16 protein-coding genes and 1 pseudogene are annotated in these 16,514 nt (G+C 70.4%); 10 read left to right on the forward strand and 7 right to left on the reverse strand.

Annotation, left to right across the window (positions count from 1 at the left end; genetic code table 11):
* Nucleotides 1-208: 208 nt before the first annotated feature.
* The gene (locus ACWDMM_RS32305) at nt 209-463 is read right to left on the reverse strand and encodes a hypothetical protein (protein WP_323124317.1); all 255 of its coding nucleotides are present in this window, start codon (nt 461-463) and stop codon (nt 209-211) included.
* A gap of 58 nt (nt 464-521) precedes the next feature.
* Nucleotides 522-791: pseudogene (locus ACWDMM_RS32310) on the reverse strand (NADPH-dependent FMN reductase); the annotation flags it as partial.
* Between the two features lie 306 nt (nt 792-1,097).
* On the opposite strand from ACWDMM_RS32310, the gene ACWDMM_RS32315 reads away from it, so the two are divergent.
* Nucleotides 1,098-4,316, forward strand: coding sequence for a BTAD domain-containing putative transcriptional regulator (locus ACWDMM_RS32315; RefSeq protein ID WP_195081698.1), 3,219 nt, complete (start codon nt 1,098-1,100; stop codon nt 4,314-4,316).
* Here ACWDMM_RS32315 and ACWDMM_RS32320 read toward each other — a convergent pair.
* On the reverse strand, nt 4,306-4,587 hold the full coding sequence (locus ACWDMM_RS32320) for a hypothetical protein (RefSeq protein WP_195081697.1): 282 nt from the start codon (nt 4,585-4,587) through the stop codon (nt 4,306-4,308). The genes ACWDMM_RS32315 and ACWDMM_RS32320 overlap by 11 nt on opposite strands.
* Before the next feature lie 372 nt (nt 4,588-4,959).
* On the opposite strand from ACWDMM_RS32320, the gene ACWDMM_RS32325 reads away from it, so the two are divergent.
* The 3 genes from ACWDMM_RS32325 (at nt 4,960) to ACWDMM_RS32335 (ending at nt 6,596) form a co-directional block, all read left to right on the forward strand.
* Nucleotides 4,960-5,115: a hypothetical protein gene (locus ACWDMM_RS32325; RefSeq protein WP_195081696.1), complete on the forward strand. Its 156-nt coding sequence runs from the start codon at nt 4,960-4,962 to the stop codon at nt 5,113-5,115.
* Nucleotides 5,116-5,350: 235 nt separating this feature from the next.
* Nucleotides 5,351-6,178, forward strand: a complete 828-nt coding sequence (locus ACWDMM_RS32330) for an SAM-dependent methyltransferase (protein WP_357206323.1) — start codon at nt 5,351-5,353, stop codon at nt 6,176-6,178.
* 64 nt (nt 6,179-6,242) lie between these two features.
* Complete coding sequence (locus ACWDMM_RS32335) at nt 6,243-6,596, forward strand: hypothetical protein (protein ID WP_195046122.1); 354 nt, start codon at nt 6,243-6,245, stop codon at nt 6,594-6,596.
* On the opposite strand, the gene ACWDMM_RS32340 is transcribed toward ACWDMM_RS32335, so the two are convergent.
* Nucleotides 6,597-7,613, reverse strand: coding sequence for an NADP-dependent oxidoreductase (locus ACWDMM_RS32340; RefSeq protein WP_449941297.1), 1,017 nt, complete (start codon nt 7,611-7,613; stop codon nt 6,597-6,599).
* 519 nt (nt 7,614-8,132) lie between these two features.
* Here ACWDMM_RS32340 and ACWDMM_RS32345 point away from each other — a divergent pair.
* Nucleotides 8,133-8,939 carry an LLM class flavin-dependent oxidoreductase gene (locus tag ACWDMM_RS32345; RefSeq protein ID WP_357206327.1) on the forward strand — a complete coding sequence of 269 codons (807 nt, stop codon included), beginning with the start codon at nt 8,133-8,135 and terminating at the stop codon, nt 8,937-8,939.
* 10 nt (nt 8,940-8,949) lie between these two features.
* Here the strand turns inward: ACWDMM_RS32345 and ACWDMM_RS32350 are convergent, their stop codons facing one another.
* Nucleotides 8,950-9,570 carry a LysE/ArgO family amino acid transporter gene (locus ACWDMM_RS32350; RefSeq protein WP_449941300.1) on the reverse strand — a complete coding sequence of 207 codons (621 nt, stop codon included), beginning with the start codon at nt 9,568-9,570 and terminating at the stop codon, nt 8,950-8,952.
* A gap of 74 nt (nt 9,571-9,644) precedes the next feature.
* Between ACWDMM_RS32350 and ACWDMM_RS32355 the strand changes: the two genes are divergently transcribed.
* On the forward strand, nt 9,645-10,526 hold the full coding sequence (locus ACWDMM_RS32355; RefSeq protein ID WP_357106399.1) for a LysR family transcriptional regulator ArgP: 882 nt from the start codon (nt 9,645-9,647) through the stop codon (nt 10,524-10,526).
* A 307-nt stretch (nt 10,527-10,833) separates the two neighbouring features.
* Nucleotides 10,834-11,583, forward strand: a complete 750-nt coding sequence (locus ACWDMM_RS32360) for an LGFP repeat-containing protein (protein ID WP_449941301.1) — start codon at nt 10,834-10,836, stop codon at nt 11,581-11,583.
* Between the two features lie 674 nt (nt 11,584-12,257).
* On the opposite strand, the gene ACWDMM_RS32365 is transcribed toward ACWDMM_RS32360, so the two are convergent.
* Entirely contained in the window at nt 12,258-13,154 is an 897-nt protein-coding gene (locus tag ACWDMM_RS32365) for a helix-turn-helix domain-containing protein (RefSeq protein ID WP_195081691.1), read from the reverse strand.
* 668 nt (nt 13,155-13,822) lie between these two features.
* Between ACWDMM_RS32365 and ACWDMM_RS32370 the strand changes: the two genes are divergently transcribed.
* Entirely contained in the window at nt 13,823-14,740 is a 918-nt protein-coding gene (locus ACWDMM_RS32370) for an SAM-dependent methyltransferase (RefSeq protein ID WP_195081690.1), read from the forward strand.
* Nucleotides 14,741-14,755: 15 nt separating this feature from the next.
* The gene (locus ACWDMM_RS32375) at nt 14,756-15,460 is read left to right on the forward strand and encodes a DUF6081 family protein (RefSeq protein ID WP_195081689.1); all 705 of its coding nucleotides are present in this window, start codon (nt 14,756-14,758) and stop codon (nt 15,458-15,460) included.
* Nucleotides 15,461-15,556: 96 nt separating this feature from the next.
* Here the strand turns inward: ACWDMM_RS32375 and ACWDMM_RS32380 are convergent, their stop codons facing one another.
* Complete coding sequence (locus ACWDMM_RS32380) at nt 15,557-15,751, reverse strand: hypothetical protein (protein WP_195081688.1); 195 nt, start codon at nt 15,749-15,751, stop codon at nt 15,557-15,559.
* A 396-nt stretch (nt 15,752-16,147) separates the two neighbouring features.
* Between ACWDMM_RS32380 and ACWDMM_RS32385 the strand changes: the two genes are divergently transcribed.
* Complete coding sequence (locus tag ACWDMM_RS32385) at nt 16,148-16,444, forward strand: hypothetical protein (protein WP_067806823.1); 297 nt, start codon at nt 16,148-16,150, stop codon at nt 16,442-16,444.
* The last annotated feature ends 70 nt before the right edge of the window (nt 16,445-16,514 follow it).

The following is a 16,514-nucleotide window of genomic DNA, read 5'->3' on the forward strand; positions in this document are numbered from 1 at the left end:
TCCTGTGGGCACTGCTGCGCGACGGCCGCGAATTCAGCTTCGACACGCCGATACCGGTGGCCTCCGCGACTTGACACGGTCATTGAGAGTCCTTTTCTCGGGCGCTGCGGCCGGTGCCGCTGTCGGCGACGACTCTGCCGGTGCCGCCTTACGGTTTGTTTACGGTCGGTCCGCCGCCTTCGGGCGGACCCGGTGTCGAGGTTGCTTTCTACCGCACGAACGGCGTTTCGGCCCGTGCCGCGCGCAAGGCGCACGCCCACCAGATGAGCTGGTCGAGCGCGGCGTCGGCGTCCTCGTCGAGTTCGGCGTCGCGGCGCGGCCAGCTGCCGTCGCCGGCGAAACGCTGCCAGGCCTTGGTGACGGTGACGGTGCGTCGGATGAGCACCGCGTTCAGTTCGCCGAAGACCGGACGCAACTGGGCCGCGGCGTGACCGCCGTCGGCGTCGCGGCCGTATCCCACCACCGACCGGCTTGGCGGCCCACTCCTCGTCGAACCAGTCGACGGCATGCTTCACCGCGGCCGGAAAGCTCCGGTTGTATTCGGGTGTGACCAGGACGAACGCGTCCGCCGCTGCCAGCCGTTCACCGAGAGCGCGCACCTCGGGCGGTAGCGGCTCGTCGGGATCGGTCAATCGGCCGGGCAACGCGGTCTCGGCGAGATCGATACGGTCCACGTCCGTGTCGCGGCGGCCGAGCCGCCCGGCGAACCAGTCCGCCACTGTGGGGCCGAAACGGCCCGCGCGGGTGCTGCCGAGGATCAGCGCCACCCGTATCCGGCGGTGACCGGTCATCGCGCGTCCTCCGCTGTCACACCGGCGTTCGGCTTCGTGGGGTCGGGGGCGAGCGCGTCATCCGGCGGTCGTGGCAGGCCGTGCGCTCCGTCATGCGGCCCACGGTCCCGGGGCAGTCCGTCCGCGCGGGCAGGCGTCCGCGCGGTGGAGGCCGCACCGCGGACGTTCCGAAGTGCGGTGGTCGTGACGAGTGGCATGTCGGGCTCCCTTTCCCCGAGTACGGTGTACGGCTTCCTCACTGTGGGCCGGCCGCCTTCCGGTTTGTTTGCGGTCGCCTTCCCGCACCGCTCGCCTAGGCTGGCCCCCATGCGTTTCGGGGTGCTGGGTCCGTTGGCGGTCTGGACGGACGGGGGCGCCGCAGTGCCGATTCCGGGGGCCAAGGTGCGGGCGCTGCTGGCCGACCTGCTGGTCACACCCGGCCAACCGGTCTCCGGCGATCGGCTGATCGACGACATCTGGACCGATGACCCGCCCGGCAATCCGGCGGGCACGCTGGCGGCGAAGGCCTCGCAACTGCGCAGGGCGCTGGAGGACGCCGAACCCGGCGGCCGGGACCTGGTGGTGTCCCCGCCGCCCGGGTATCGGCTGGCCGCCTCCGCCATCGACGCGCAGGAGTTCCGCGCCTTGGTGGCGTCGGCGCGGGCGACGACCGACACCGCCGAGCGGGTCCGGGCGCTCTGCGCGGCGCTCGCGCTCTGGCGCGGGCCCGCGTTCGCCGATTTCCGGGACGCGTCCTTCGCCCGGGCCGCCATCGCGCAGCTCGAAGAGCAGCGTTCGGTGGCGGTGGAGGAACTGGCGGAGGCGCGGCTGGCACTGGGCGAATACCGCGAGGTGGCAGGCGAACTCACCGGCTTCGTGACGGCGCATCCACTGCGCGAGCGGCTGCGCGCGGCCCACCTGCGCGCGTTGTACGGCGCGGGCAGGCAGGCCGAGGCACTGGACGGTTACGAGGACCTGCGCAGGCGCCTCGCCGACGAACTCGGCATCGACCCGAGCCCGGAGCTGGTGGCGCTGCAGCGCGCGATCCTGGCGCAGGACCTGCCGCTCGCCGCGCCCGCGCAGATCGTGGTCGCGCGGCGGCGCAGCTCCAACATCCCAGCGCAGCGCACCGAGTTGATCGGCCGCGACACCGACCTCGCGCAGCTGTGCGACGCCGTGCAGGACGCCAGGCTGGTCACGCTCACCGGGCCCGGCGGCGTTGGCAAGACGCGCTTGTCGCTCGCGGCCGCGGCGGCGCTGACCCGGCGATTCGGCCACGGCACCTGGCTGGTGGAACTGGCCGCGCTGCAACCGACCGCGGCCGACGGCGCGACGTTCCTCGCCGACGCCGTGGCCGGCGTGCTCGGCATCCACGCCGCCGACGGCGCCGACAGCACCGCCTCGTTGTGCGAAGCGCTGGCCGACCAGGAACTGCTGCTCGTCCTGGACAACTGCGAGCACGTGGTGGATCGCGCCGCCGAACTGGCCGAGATGCTGCTCGGCGCGGCCCCCCGGCTGCGCATCCTGGCCACCAGCCGGGAACCGCTGCGTCTGCCCGGCGAGGACATCGTCGCGCTGCAACCGCTGGATGTGCCCGCCCGGGAGGCGTCTTTCGACGAGATCGCCCGAGCGGGGGCGGTGCGGCTGTTCGTGTCCAGAGCGCGAGCGGCAGCCCGCGATTTCGCGCTCGACGCCGACACCGCGGCGCCGGTCGCGACGCTGTGCCGCAGGCTCGACGGCATCCCGCTCGCGCTGGAACTCGCCGCCACCCGCGTGCGCGCATTGGGCGTGCACGAGATCGTCGCCCGGCTCGACGACCGGTTCAAACTGCTGGCCACCGGGCATCGCGGCGTGCCGCCGCGCCAGCAGACGCTGGCGGCGATGATCGACTGGAGCTGGGGACTGCTGGACGCGACCGAGCAAACCGTGCTGCGCAGACTGGCGGTGCACACGGGCGGCTGCACCCTGGCGGCCGCGGAGGCGGTGTGCTCGGCGGGCGGCGAACCCGCGGTGGACGCCTCACTCGTCGCCGACGTCATCGCCAGGCTGGTCGACCGCTCGCTGGTGCACCGGGCGGGACGGCGTTACCGCCTGCTGGAATCGGTGGCCGCGTTCAGTCTCGACCGGCTGGCCGAGGCGGGCGAGTTCGACGCGGTGCATCTGGCCCACCATCGGTATCACCTGGCGCTGGCCGAGCGCGCCGAGCCGGAGCTGTACGGCGCCGACCAGCGCCGCTGGTTGCGCCGGCTGGACGACGACTCGGCCGAGCTGCGGGCGGCGCTGGACGGTTTCGTGCGCGCGGGCGACGCGGATCAGGCCCTGCGGCTGGTGAACGCGCTCGCCTGGTACTGGCAGTTGCGCGGCAGGCCGACCGAGGCTCGGCGCTGGCTGGAGGCGGCGCTCGCGCTCGGCGGCTCCCCGCGGCACCGGGCGCGGGCGCTGGCGTGGAGCGTCGGATTCGCTTTCCAGCAAGGCGATTTCGAGGATGGTTCCGCCAAGCGTGCGGCGGTGTTCGCGGTGTACGACATGGTCGACGATCCGGCCGGGCGGGCGCGCGCGGAACTCTTCCTCGGATTCTCCGCGCTGGATTCCGGTGACGTGCACGAGCTGGAAGCGCTCCTGCGCAAGGCGCTTCCGGTCTGCACGGAACTCGGCGACCGCTGGGGCGTGGCCTGCGGGCATGTGGCGCTGGCCAAGGCCGCCCACAATCGGGTCGATCTCCCGGCGCTGGAGCGGCACGCCCGCACCGCCGCACGGCTGTTCGCCGAGCTCGACGACCGCTGGGGCAGGCTCCAGGCCGCCGAATGGCTCGGCGGCCTGGCCGAACTCACCGGCGACCTGACCTCAGCCGCCGCCATCCACGCCGAAGCGCTCGGCTTGGCGCAGGAGCTGGAGCTGTGGGGGCAGGCGTGCACCCACCTGTGCTGGCTGGGCTGGATCGCCATGCAGCGCACCGACTTCGGCCGGGCGCAGGAGCTGGGCGAACAGGCCCAGCGCGTCGCGGCCGAGCACGGGTACGAAGCGGGCCGGTTGTTCGCCGCGCTCGTGCTCGCGTTCACCGCGCGGCGCGACGGGCGGTCCGAGACCGCCGAGCGGATCCTGCGCGAGCTGCTCGCCCTCCCCTTGGCCGCGGGCGAGGAGACTCCGCTGTTCCTGCCGATGCTGCAAGTCGAGCTGGGCTACATCCTCGAACAGCGCGGCGAGCCCGGCGCCGCTTTCGAGCTGTATCTGACCGCGTTCGACGGCGCGCAGCGCATCGGCGCACCCCGCGACACCGCCTTCGCGCTGGCCGCGCTGGCATCGGCGCTGACCGAGCTGTGCCAGCCGGAGATCGCGGCCCAGTTGCTCGGCGCCGCGGCGGCGGTGCGCGAGGCCAACGGCATCGCGCTGCTTCCGGCCGAGCGCCCCGATATAGACCGTCCGGCGACCCGCGCCGCCGCGGCGCTCGGCGAACGCGTGTTCGCCGAGCGTTATGCCGCGGGAACGCGGTCGGCTCCGGTCGCGGCGCGCGACCTGGCGGCCCGCGCGGTGCGCGTCAGCCGATGATCGCGTTCATGATCGTGCCCGCGCTCGTCGCCACCGCACCGCCTGCCATCGCGCTTGCGACCATCTTCGGCGACTGGAGACTGCCGCCGTTCCATTTCTCCCATGCGAACCTGCCCCCGCCGTAGGTGATCGCCGTGATGCCCGACAGCTGCACCAACCAGGTGAAGTAGCGGCCCATCTGCATCAACTTGTCCGCCAGCGGCGGCTCTTCGGCGGTCGGATTTTCGAATTGCTGCGCCATCACGGTGTCGTGCAGGGCGGCGAGAATCATGCTCACGTTCGTGCTCCTTTTTCGCATGCCGAGGTGATGCTGGAGACAATCCGAGAGAAAGAGCTGCGCTACCGAGGAGTTCGGCGCGCCACGGGCACTGCGACGGCCGCCGGTCCGGCGGTCCCGTGTCGTGGTCGTGTCCCGCGTTCCGGATGGTTGCCGGAGAACACGTGACAAGATCGATTAGACCGCACGCCACAGGTGTATTCCGCGCGACACACCGTGATCTGCATGATTCAACTCACAGCCGCGCGCCGTGCCCGACCACGCCGCGCCAACTACGATTTCACTAGGTGCAGGGACTGACATGATGTCGGTGCAGTGCGGCGCCGAACTTTCCGCTGATATCAGCGTGACCGCGGGGAGGGCACAATGCACACCGCTTTCTTGATTCCACTACTCATCACACTGGTGATCGTCACCGCGACGGCCGTCGTAGCCGGTTATGCCACCGTTGTCGCAGCCTATTGGTGTGAGCTGCGCGCCGCCCAAAGGCACGGCGGCCATCCGGACATTTCGCCACGCTGACTCTCGCCCGCGCGCGAACCCCGGCCCGTCGGTTGTCTCCCGCCGAACCCGGTGCACGCACAGAGGGTCACCGCCGGTCGACCGCCGCCGAAAACGGACCATTCGGCCGAATCGCCGCTCATTGTGGACGCGTCACCCTATTCTTGACGCGTAATTCGCAGCGCGAGGGTCGCCTTCGGAGGCGACAGCGGTGCGGCGCCTCCCGCACCGGCGCCGCCCGGGAAGGGAGTCGCACATGCCGGACGGTCACGCGCGAGTGCGCGCCGGATCGTCGACCAAGCTCGACACGAGCCTCCCGCACGAGGCACGGGTCTACGACTACTGGCTCGGCGGCAAGGACAATTACCCCGCCGACCGCGCCCTCGGCGACACGGTCGCCATGCACATCCCCGGCATCCGCGACATGGCCCGCGCCAATCGCGCGTTCCTCGGCCGAGCCGTGCGGCACCTGGCCGGCGAGGCGGGCATCGATCAGTTCCTCGACATCGGCACCGGCCTCCCCACCGCGGGCAACACGCACGAGGTGGCCCAGCGCATCGCTCCGGCCGCGCGCGTGGTCTATGTCGACAATGATCCGCTCGTGCTCGCCCATGCCAGAGCGTTGACGGCGAGCACACCGCAGGGCAGGATCGCCTACCTCGACGCCGATCTGCGCGATCCGGGCGCCATCCTGGACGCGCCCGAGCTGGCCGACACCTTCGACCCGGACCGGCCCCTCGCGATCTTGCTGGTCGCGGTCATGATGTTCTTCCGCGACAGCGACGATCCGTACGGCGTGGTGAGGCGCCTGCTGGCGGCGGCCCCGTCCGGCAGCTACCTGGTGCTCACCCACTTCACCGGCGATTTCGACCCGCGCCCGATGGCGCGCGCGAGGGCCGCCGCCGAGCAGGCCGGCATCGCGTTCCAGCCGCGCAGCCGCGCGGAGACCGAATCCTTCTTCGCCGGAACGGAACTCGTTGAGCCGGGGATCGTTCCTGCCGACGCCTGGCGTCCGGACACCGATGCCGCCCCTGCCGCGGCGCGGTCGGCCTGGTATTGGGCCGGGGTCGGACGCAAACCCTGAGCGGCGTTTGAGCCACCGCCGTTCGGCAATCACGTCGGAGGAACCGGACGGCGAGGTGGTGCACATGGTCGACGACGTGGAGAAACGCTGGCGCGATCCGCGCGGGTTCCGGCGCGCCGCGACCTACGTCGTCTCGGTGCTCGCCACCGCCGCGCTGGTCTTCCTGCTGACCGTGCTGTGGGCCGCGCAGCGCGAATGCGTGGACCAGGACAAGCTGCTGTGCGACACCGCCGCGCAGCTCGCCGTGGTGCTCGGCCCCTCGGTGGTGCTGCTGATCGGCGGCATCGGCGCCTTCGTCGAAACCTACGTGCAGTGGCGCCGCGGACGGACCTGGCCCATCTGGCAGGGCGCGGGCTGGTTCCTGTTCGTGCTGATGCTGGCCTATCTCAGCATCGGCAGCGGCGCGCTGGCGGGCTGATCAGTCGGCGACCCGCACGACCAGCTTGCCGAAGTTGCGGCCCTCCAGCATGCCGATGAACGCCTCGGGGGCCGCGGCCAAGCCGGACACGACGTCCTCGAGATACCGCACGCGGCCGTTGGCGACCCACTCACCCATCTCACGCAAGAAGTCCGGGTACAGCGCACGGACGAATTCGGACTGGATGAACCCGCGCACAGTGAGGCTCTTTGTGAGGATCCGGCCGTAGAAGCCCGGCAGCCGGTCCGGGCCTTCCGAGGCGCCGGTGGCGTTGTAGTTGGCGATCAGTCCACAGACGGGCACGCGCGCGTAAGTGTTCAGCAGCGGGTACACCGCGTCGGCCACCGCGCCGCCGACATTCTCGAAATAGACGTCGATGCCGTCGGGGACCGCCGCCGCGAGTTGCTCGGCGAAATCGGGCGCGCGATGGTCGAGTGCGACGTCGAAGCCGAGTTCGTTCAGGTAGGCCACCTTGCGCGGGCCGCCGGCGATGCCCACCGTCCGGGCGCCGCCGATCTTGGCGATCTGGCCGACGGCCGAACCGACCGGTCCGGTGGCCGCGGCGACCACCAGCGTCTCGCCGGGGCGGGGTTTGCCGATCTCGCGCAGTCCCGCGTAGGCGGTGAAGCCGGGCATGCCGAGCACGCCGAGGGCGGTGGAGACCGGAGCCTTCGCCGGATCGAGCTTGCGCAGCCCGCGCGCCGGGGCGACGTCATGGGACTGCCACCCCGAATAAGCCAGTACCACATCGCCTTTCGCCAACGAAGGGTCGCGGGATTCGAGCACTTCGGCCACGGTCGCGCCGACCATCACCGCGCCGACCTCGACCGGTTCGGCGTAGGACTCGGCCGCACTCATCCGGCCGCGCATGTACGGGTCGAGCGACAGATAGAGCGTGCGCAGCAGGACCTCGCCCTCGGCAGGAGCGGGGAGTTCCGCGGTCTCGGTCCGGAAATTCTCCGCCGTGGGCGCGCCCACCGGCCGGGAAGCAAGCACGATTCGTGTCGACTCGACCATGCGCCCACCCTAGCCGCAGGCTACCGCCCCCACCGGCCCGTGCCCGACCGTGTCCGGCGACCCGACTCGACTGTGATCAGTACCGAAGAGCCATCCAGGCGGTGATTCCGGACAATCCGGGGATCGCTGTCGTTCATCGGGGTCGGCCGACGAGCGGCCGAGCACGCGTCGCGCGAACAGCCGGGTCGGAGGCTCGGGCGTCGCCTGCCCGACGGCGGTCCCCGAAGAACCGGGGTGCGGGCGCAACTCAGATGCTGCTTCGCCCGCAGTCCCCCGACCACGGATCGCCCCGCGACCACCGAGCCACATGCCGCCGGCCAACTCTCCTCAGCCGATCTCCAGGCTCGCGGCCGACGCACCGGTGCCGCCCCGTGACCGTCGCAGCACACCGCAGCGGAGAGCGTCCCACCGTGGCGCGGAACGCGCCCTGCGCCGGTGGGTTCGGTGTGAGCGTCCGAGACATCGACTCGAGCGAGCGGAACATTGGCGTGGGCGCGAGGCGTTCGTAGCGTCGAGAGCATGACCTTGGAAGTCGGCATCATCCTGCCCACCTCGACCCCCGATCCCGCGCGACCCATCCTGGGCGACGTGCGCGCCGCCGCCCGCCTCGCCGAGCAGGGCGGCCTGGACTCGGTGTGGTCGACCGACCATCTCGCGGCCAGCGGGCCGATGCTGGACAGCACCGTCGTGCTGGCCACCGCGGCCGCCGTGACCGATCGCATCCGCATCGGCTACGGGGTGATGTTGCTGGCGTTGCGGCCGGCCGCATGGGCCGCCAAGCAGATCGCGACGCTGCAGTACGTCTCCGGTGACCGGCTGATCCTCGGGGTCGGCACCGGCAACCCGGTGCACGGGGATGCCGCGTGGCGTGCCGCGGGCGTGTCCTTCGCCGAGCGCGGCCGTCGCACCGACGAGGCGCTGCGCGTGCTGCCCGACCTGGTCGCGGGGCGGCCGACCGTGCTCCCGGACGGCACCGAGATCACCTTGGCACCCGGTGCGACCATGCCACCGGTGCTCGTCGCGGGCGACGCCGAAGCGGCGCGCCGCCGCGCCGCCGCCTATGCCGAGGGCTGGGTCGCCATCGGACTCGAGCCGCGCCGGGTCGGCGCGCACGTGACCGAATTGGCCGCGCTGGCCGAGGAATACGACCGCCCGCCGCTCACCGTGACGGTCGTCGCGCCGACGCTGGCGACCGATCCCGGCCGTGCGGCCGAGCAGCTGAACGCCTACGCGGAGGCGGGCGCGGCAGGCGTCGTACTCGCCGTCTCCGGCCCGCAGTGGCAGGCCGGCTACGAGTTCGCCGCGAAGATCAAGGCGCAGCTGTGACGTCGCGGTCTCATCCGGAGCACAACAACCCCAGCCCGAGACCGAGCAGCACGACCGCGATCACCGAATCCAGCACGCGCCACGCGCGCGGGCGGGCGAACAGCGGGCCGAGCAGACGCGCGCCGAAACCGAGCGCGGTGAACCACAGCACGCTGGCCAGCATCGCTCCCGCGCCGAGGAACCAGCGATCCGGGCTCGCGTAGGTGCCGGCGAAGGAGCCGAGCAACACCACGGTGTCCAGGTAGACGTGCGGGTTGAGCCAGGTCAGCGCCAGGGCGGTGACCACCGTCGCGCCGAGCGCGGTGGTCCGCCCGGATCCGGCGCTCAGCGCGGCGGAGCCGAACGCCCGCCGTGCCGCCAGCGCCGCGTAGCCGATGAGGAACGCCGCCCCGGCGTAGCGCGCCGCAACGAGCACCCCGGGAGCCGCCTGGACGACCACGCCGAATCCGCCGATCCCCGCCGCGATCAGCACGATGTCCGACACCGCGCACACCGTGACCACCGCGAGCACGTGCCTGCCGCTGATCCCTTGCCGCAGGACGAACGCGTTCTGCGCGCCGATCGCCACGATCAGCGACAGGCCGAAGCCCAAACCGGACGCGGTCGCCACCACCGCCGAGGAAACGCTCACGTCCAGCGACGCTAAGGCCGCGGCTCATCCCCAGGCAAGCTAAAGATTCTAACTTATCATTAGGATGCCTTAATATGGATCTCCAGCTCGATCAGCTTCGCGCACTCGACGCCGTGATCACCGAGGGGACCTTCGACGCCGCCGCGCGGCGGCTGAGCGTCACACCGTCGGCGATCAGCCAGCGGATCAAGGCGCTGGAGGACGCCGCGGGCCGGATTCTCGTGCAGCGAACGAAACCGGTGCGGGCCACCGAATCCGGGCTGGCCGTACTCCGATTGGCCAGGCAGATCCAATTGCTCACCGGCGACACCGCGCGCGAACTCGGCGGCGAACCCTCCGACGGCCCCATCCGGGTGCCGATCGCGATCAACGCCGACTCACTGGAGACCTGGGTGCTGCCCGCCCTCGCCCGCGCACCGCACGGCGTGTGCTTCGAGATCCACCGGGAGGACGAGGAACACACCACGCGCCTGCTGCGCGACGGCACCGTGATGGCGGCGATCACCTCGACCGCACAGCCGGTGCAGGGCTGCAAGGCCGAACGGCTCGGGGCGATCCGCTACCGGCCGATGGCGAGCCCGGATTTCGCCGCCACCTGGTTCGCCGACGGCGCGACCGCGAAGTCCTACGCCGCGGCTCCGGTCGTGCTGTTCGACCGCAAGGACGACCTGCAGGATCGCCTCCTGCGCAGGCGAAGTCGCAAACCCCTTGATCCGCCGCGCCACTATGTGCCGTCCTCCACGGCGTTCGCCGCGGCGGTCCGGCTCGGGCTCGGCTGGGGCATGCTTCCCGACCTGCAGACCCGCGAGGACCGAGCCGACGGCCGCTTGGTCTCGATCGATCCCGGCGCGGTCATCGATGTCCCGCTGTACTGGCAGCAGTGGCGTCTGGACTCCCCCGCTCTCGGTGCGGTCGCCGCCACCATCGCCGCGGAGGCGGCGCACGTCCTGCGCTGACTGCGCACGACTTGCCCTGCCCGACACCATCTTCCGTTCGTGACACCGCCGGGCCGAGAGTGCGAGCACCACGCCCCGGCGGCGCCGTATCCGAGAAGGCGCTCCCGTGGGCACGGCAGCACCGCCAGTTTGTTCGGAGCGAGGGACGAGTTGGATGGCCGCACCACCCCACCGCACGACACCAGGCCATTCGAGTACCCCGTATCGCTCCGCATCGCGTTCCGGCGAGGTACTTTGATCTCCGCACGCCGACCGAAAGCAGCTTCAGCTCCATCCCGCACCCACCCGAGATGCACAGGAGTTCCCTTTGGCACGGCACCGTCGCCCGAACCGCTCGCGCGCCCGCGGGGCGCTCGCCATAGTCGCCGCGCTCGGCATCCTGCTCGCCGGCATCGCACCCGATGCGGCGGCGCGTCCGATCGGCCCCTACGACGTCGGCGGGGCGATCGAAGTCGAGTACGACCAGGCGGGTGGGCCCGCGTTCTTCGGCGACCCGGTCACGCCGGAGGACTCCGCCGCCCGCGGTGGCCGCTATCAGGCGTTCGAGCGCGGCTCGTCCATCTATTGGCACCCCGACACCGGCGCCCATCAAGTCGGTGGCGCCATCCGCGACAAGTGGGGGAACCTGGGTTACGAGGGCGGAGCGCTCGGCTATCCCGTGGCGCGCGAAGCGGCGACACCGTCGAAGCCGGGGAGCTACAGCGTGTTCCAGAACGGTTCGATCTACTGGTCGATCGGCACCGCCGCGCATCAGATCGGCGGCGTGATCCGCGACAAGTGGGGCGCCTACGGCTGGGAGAGCAGTCCGCTCGGGTTCCCCATCACGGACGAATCCGCCGCCCGCGCGGGCAACGGCCGCTACAACTTGTTCGGCGGCGGGGCGATCTATTGGGCACCGCGCACCGGCGCCCATGTCGTCTGGGGGTCCATCCGGGAGACCTGGGAGGCCGCGGCGGGTGAGGCGGGCCGGTACGGCTACCCCACCAGCGACGAGTACGACTTCGAGAACGGGAAAGCCCAGGACTTCGAGGGCGGCCGCATCACCTGGACGCCCTAGTCGATCGCCTCGACCGCTGCGCGGGCATCGCGGCTCCGGACCGGAGCATCTGCATCGGAGAAAAGGAAGGCCATTCGATCCGGATTGTGCCGATGCCGTGAACTCTCGGCAATCCGGACATCGGAGCGATCCGCGGCGGCTCCGCCGGCGGCCCCAACTCGCGTTGGGGCCGCCGCGGCCGAACCAGCCAGTGCCCGAGTCGATCCTCAGACCCCGACCTCGACAGGGATACTGCCACATCACGACGGCCGCGTCGCATCGGTGATCGTCCATCGGTACGTACATGCGCGCGTGCATGTGCATGAGCGCCACCGGCATCGAAATCCTCGAAAATCGAGGTGAACGCGGAGAGACGGATAACGAATGAGCATCATGCAGCCGGTCGCGATATGAAACTGTTATATCTTCGCCGCGCGTTTCGCCGAGTTCGGTTCGACGACAATGCTTTTCACCGCCCGAAACGTGGATTCGGTTCGAGGCCTTCACCCCTCACCGCGCAGCAGCCGAATCAGGCCGACCGGCCGGCTCCCGAGCGCTCCCACGCCGAACCCCCATCGACAGGGCGCCACGACGGTCCTCCCGTCGCGAAGGACTCGCTCGGCAAACTCCCCGCAGGCGCGACCGCGCCCCGCCCCCGAGCAGGGCTGCCCCGCTCGGCGGGGACGCTTGAAGTCCTACTCGCCCGAGCGCGTCTCGGTGAGCAGCTCGCGTAGGAAACGCACGCTGTCGGCGGGAGACAGCGCCTCCACGCTGATCCGGTTCATGACCGACATATACAGCTCCACATCGCGCTGCTTGTCGAAATACAAGGAGCTGGTGAGCTGCTCGGTGTAGACGATGTCGGGCAGCTCGGGCTCCGGGAAACGCAGAATGCTGAACGGGCCGCCCGCCGCGGAGTGCCCGCCCGCCGCGTACGGCAGCACCTGGATCCGGATGGTGGGACGGTCGGCCATCTCGACCAGATGCTCGATCTGCTCGCGCAGCACCTCCGCGCCGCCGACCGGCCTGCGTAGCGCGTTCTCGTCGATGACCGCCCAGAGTGTGGGCGCGGCGGCCCGGTAGAGGATCTGCTGGCGGCGCATGCGGATGGCGACGCGGCGTTCGGTCTCGTCGATGTTGCCCAGCTGGATCACCGCGCGCGCGTAGTCGGCGGTCTGCAACAGGCCGGGGACGAACTGCGCTTCATAGGTCCGGATCGTGGTCGCGGCCTGTTCGAGGCCGATGTAGGTCTCGAACCACGCCGGGAGCAGATCGCTGTAGTGCTGCCACCACCCCGGGTCGTTGGCCCGCCGAGCCAGTTCGAAGTACGTTTCGCGTTCAGCGGGGTCGACAACGCCGTAGAGGCTCAGCAGGTCCTGCAGATCGCGTTCCTTGAACCCGGTGCGGCCCAGTTCCAGGCGGCTGATCTTGGCGTGCGAGCCGCGGATCGCGTCGCCCGCGGCCTCCCTGCTGATCCCGCATCCCTCGCGCAGCTGACGCAACCGGCTGCCGAGCGCGATCCGCAGAACAGTCGGACCACGTTCTGCCGCAGGGAATTCGGCGTTGTCACCACTGTCCTCGTCGTTGGTCATGCTTGCCTCCGGTCGATCGGGGGTTAGACCGCGGGGCGTAGTGCCTCCACCATCACTGCTGTCGGAACGTCGGCTGAAGATCCTACTCGGCCGGGTCCAGCGACCGTCCCCGGCGCGAACGCGTGGCGCGGATCGCGCGCGCACGCGAGTAATCACAAGAGCGCCAAGGCGATATCGAAGCCGGATTCCCGCGCGCGCCCGGGCGGCCGTGCGTAGAGTCGCCCCCGACGGTGGCCACGCGAAGGAGGAGCGCCATGTCGTCGGCCGAGGGATCGACCCGCTCAGCGGGTGCGGCCCCGACGGCACCCGCATCGCACGGGTGCGCGGCCCCTCGGCGGGACGGAACGGCAGGCGTATCGGCGCCCGAGGCCCGTCACCACCGCGAAGTCCTGACATCTGTGCCGGAAGGAGCCGGGAATCGAACCGTCCTCGTCCACGCCCGTCGAGGCGGGTGGTCGCCCGGACGGGCGCCGCACCGGCCACGGCGCGTCCCGAGTCACCGCAGACGACCGATGAGTACCGACCGGTTCCCATGCTCGATGCCGGTCGGCAGGACGGCCATCGGTTCCCGAAATCACCACCGGCCGAACGCATCCGCACGGATTGCTCGCCGATTCGGCGGTCCCTAGGCTGGTGAGCCAGGCGACGGAATCCAGAGAGAGGTCTCCATGTCCGATCCCACTCCCCAGACCGGTGTCCGCGCGCCGGTAGGCGTGGACACGACCCGCGCGAGCATCGCCCGCGTCTACGACGCCACCCTCGGTGGCAAGGACAACTACGAAGTCGACCGGTTCGTGCGCGACAAGGTCGCCGAAGTCGCGCCGCGGCAGAGCGATGTGGCCCGGATGAACCGCCGCTGGCTGCACCGCGTGGTGCGCTATCTGGCCGGCGCCGTCGGCATCGACCAATTCCTCGACATCGGCGCAGGCCTGCCGACCGTCGGCAACACACACGAGATCGCCCAACAGCAGAATCCCACGGCACGTGTGGTGTACGTCGACAACGATCCGGTGTGCAACATCCACGGCCGGGTGCTGCTCGAGCGCAACGAGTTCACGCATTTCGTACCCGCCGATCTGACCGCGCCGGAAACCCTGCTGGAGCATTCCGAGGTCACCCAGCACCTCGACCTCACCCGCCCGCTGGCGCTGATCCTGTGCGGCATACTGCATCACGTCGACGACGAGCTCGATCCGGCGGGGATCATGCGCCGCTACATCGACGCGCTGCCCGCGGGCTCCTACGTCGCGATCACGCATTTCTACGATCCCGCCGACGGCGGCGAGGCGCACGAGATGGCCATCGAGCTGCAACGGCGTTTCACCGAAATGGGCCTCGGCTCGGGCTGGTACCGCACCCGGGAGCAGATCGCCTCGTATTTCGGCGATCTGGAACTGATCGAGCCCGGTCTGGTCGAGCTCGACGACTGGTGGCCGATGGGTCCGGCGCTGCGGCCGCGGCTGACCGAGGAACGTCTGCTGCTCGGCGGTGTCGGCTACAAGTCCGGATCGTCGAACGGTGTGGTGACCCCGCTGCGCCGCCGGGCGACCAAGGACGACCTATCGGACCCCGAATCACTCGGTTGAAAGGTAACTCCCGCAATGACCTACGACGACCTGAACGGACCGGATCTCAGCGCTGACCGGTGGCGTTTCCTGGAAGTGCCGCTGGGCCCGGAGCAGACGTGGCGCTACGCGGACCCGGCCGCTCGCACCGAGGTCGGCGCGGGCGCCGTATCGGTCCGGATCGACGCCTTCACCCGATCCCACGCCGAGGTCCAGATCCTGGACAACCCGAAACATCTGCTGGTGTCGACCGAAACGTTCGACCTCACCGGCGGACCGCGGACCTTCGCGGTGGAGATGGCTTCGGAGAACATCGGCGCCACCGGCGAGGACTACCGCGACGGCTTCGCCGCGTTCAACGTCCTCGACATGAGCACCGCGCAGGTCTTCGACCTCATCGCGACCAGCAGGCACGCGTACGCCATCCACGAACGGCTGTTCGTGCCGGGGGTCGTCCCCGCGGCGGAGGCGTTCACCCACGTGGTGCACGCGCCGCTGGCCGGGATCGACATCAAGCCCGGCGAGTTCCACCGCTACGCCGTCACCATCGACCGCGCCGCGGGCACCGCGGGCTGGCACGTCGACGACGTCCCGGTGTACACCACGCGCGCGCCGCAGCTGCCGGAGTCCGTCCAGATCGGTTTCGGCATCATCACCCTGCATCCGATCGAAGACGGGCGCAGCACGTCGCTGCGCGGGCAGGGTCTGCACGCGTCGTGGCGCGACTTCACCGTGGCGTGACCGAACCGGCCCAGCGCCACGGAAAAGAATGGCGCCCAGCCGCACTCGACTGGGCGCCATCGTCTCCACCGCCGGTCCGGCGGCGGCTTCCACCGATCAGACGCTTTCCTTGCGGGGCCATTCGACACCGCGCGGGCGGGCGTACTCGTCCGCCGTCGCGTCTTCCCCGTTCATGTCGTACTCGTAGTCGTACTCGTCCGACTCCGTGCGACGGCGCGGGTCCCACACCATCGCGACGGCCGACACGGCCAGCAGTGCCACGACAATGGCCGCGATGACAACATAGAGCACGTCTTCCATCCTCCTGAGGTAAACAGAACAGCACGCAGCCGTGCCGGATACTCAACGCGCACAGCTTGTTTCACGCCGCTGGCATAGTAAGCCGCGCCGCCGGGAACCGGACATTCCGACGGTGGTTACCGGCCGGTCGCCACCGGACGGCCGCTCTCACCGATTCACGGAAACGCCCCCGCGAATCTTCAGCGTCGCTTAGGCTCGTCATCGTCCCGGTGGCTCCGGGACGTCCGGCGCGGCACCGGCACGCCCAAGCCTGCCGCGATCGCTGGTGGTAGCGGTGGGGTTCACCCGAATCGATGAACCTCGCCGTCCTCCATTTCCGATGAAATCCGAGGGACATTCAGCGGGAATCACCCACTCTGGGCATCCTTCGAGCTACCGTGAGCGGTCATGGACGACATCGAACTGCAGCCACCGACCGTCGCCTCCGCCAAGCAGACCGGCCTGGTCCTGGACATCGCCGCGCTCGACATCCACAACCCGCTCGCCCGGCCCGGCGAGACCACCTATCCCTACGTTCGCTGCACCGATCACCGGGTTCTGCGGCTACCCGAGCCGTTGCACCGGTGGGCCACCGAAACCATCGCCCTCAACCACAGCAAGCACGCCACCGGCGCGCTGCCCCTGTTCCCCGGACAGGTCGAATTCGGCATCCTCGACGGCACCATGTACGCCGAAGTCCTCTGACCCGCGAGAGCCCGGCGGACCCGGCCGGGCTCATTCCGATCGCCGTGCGACCGGATCGCCGAGACCTCGG

The organism is Nocardia sp. NPDC003726 (assembly GCF_053586955.1).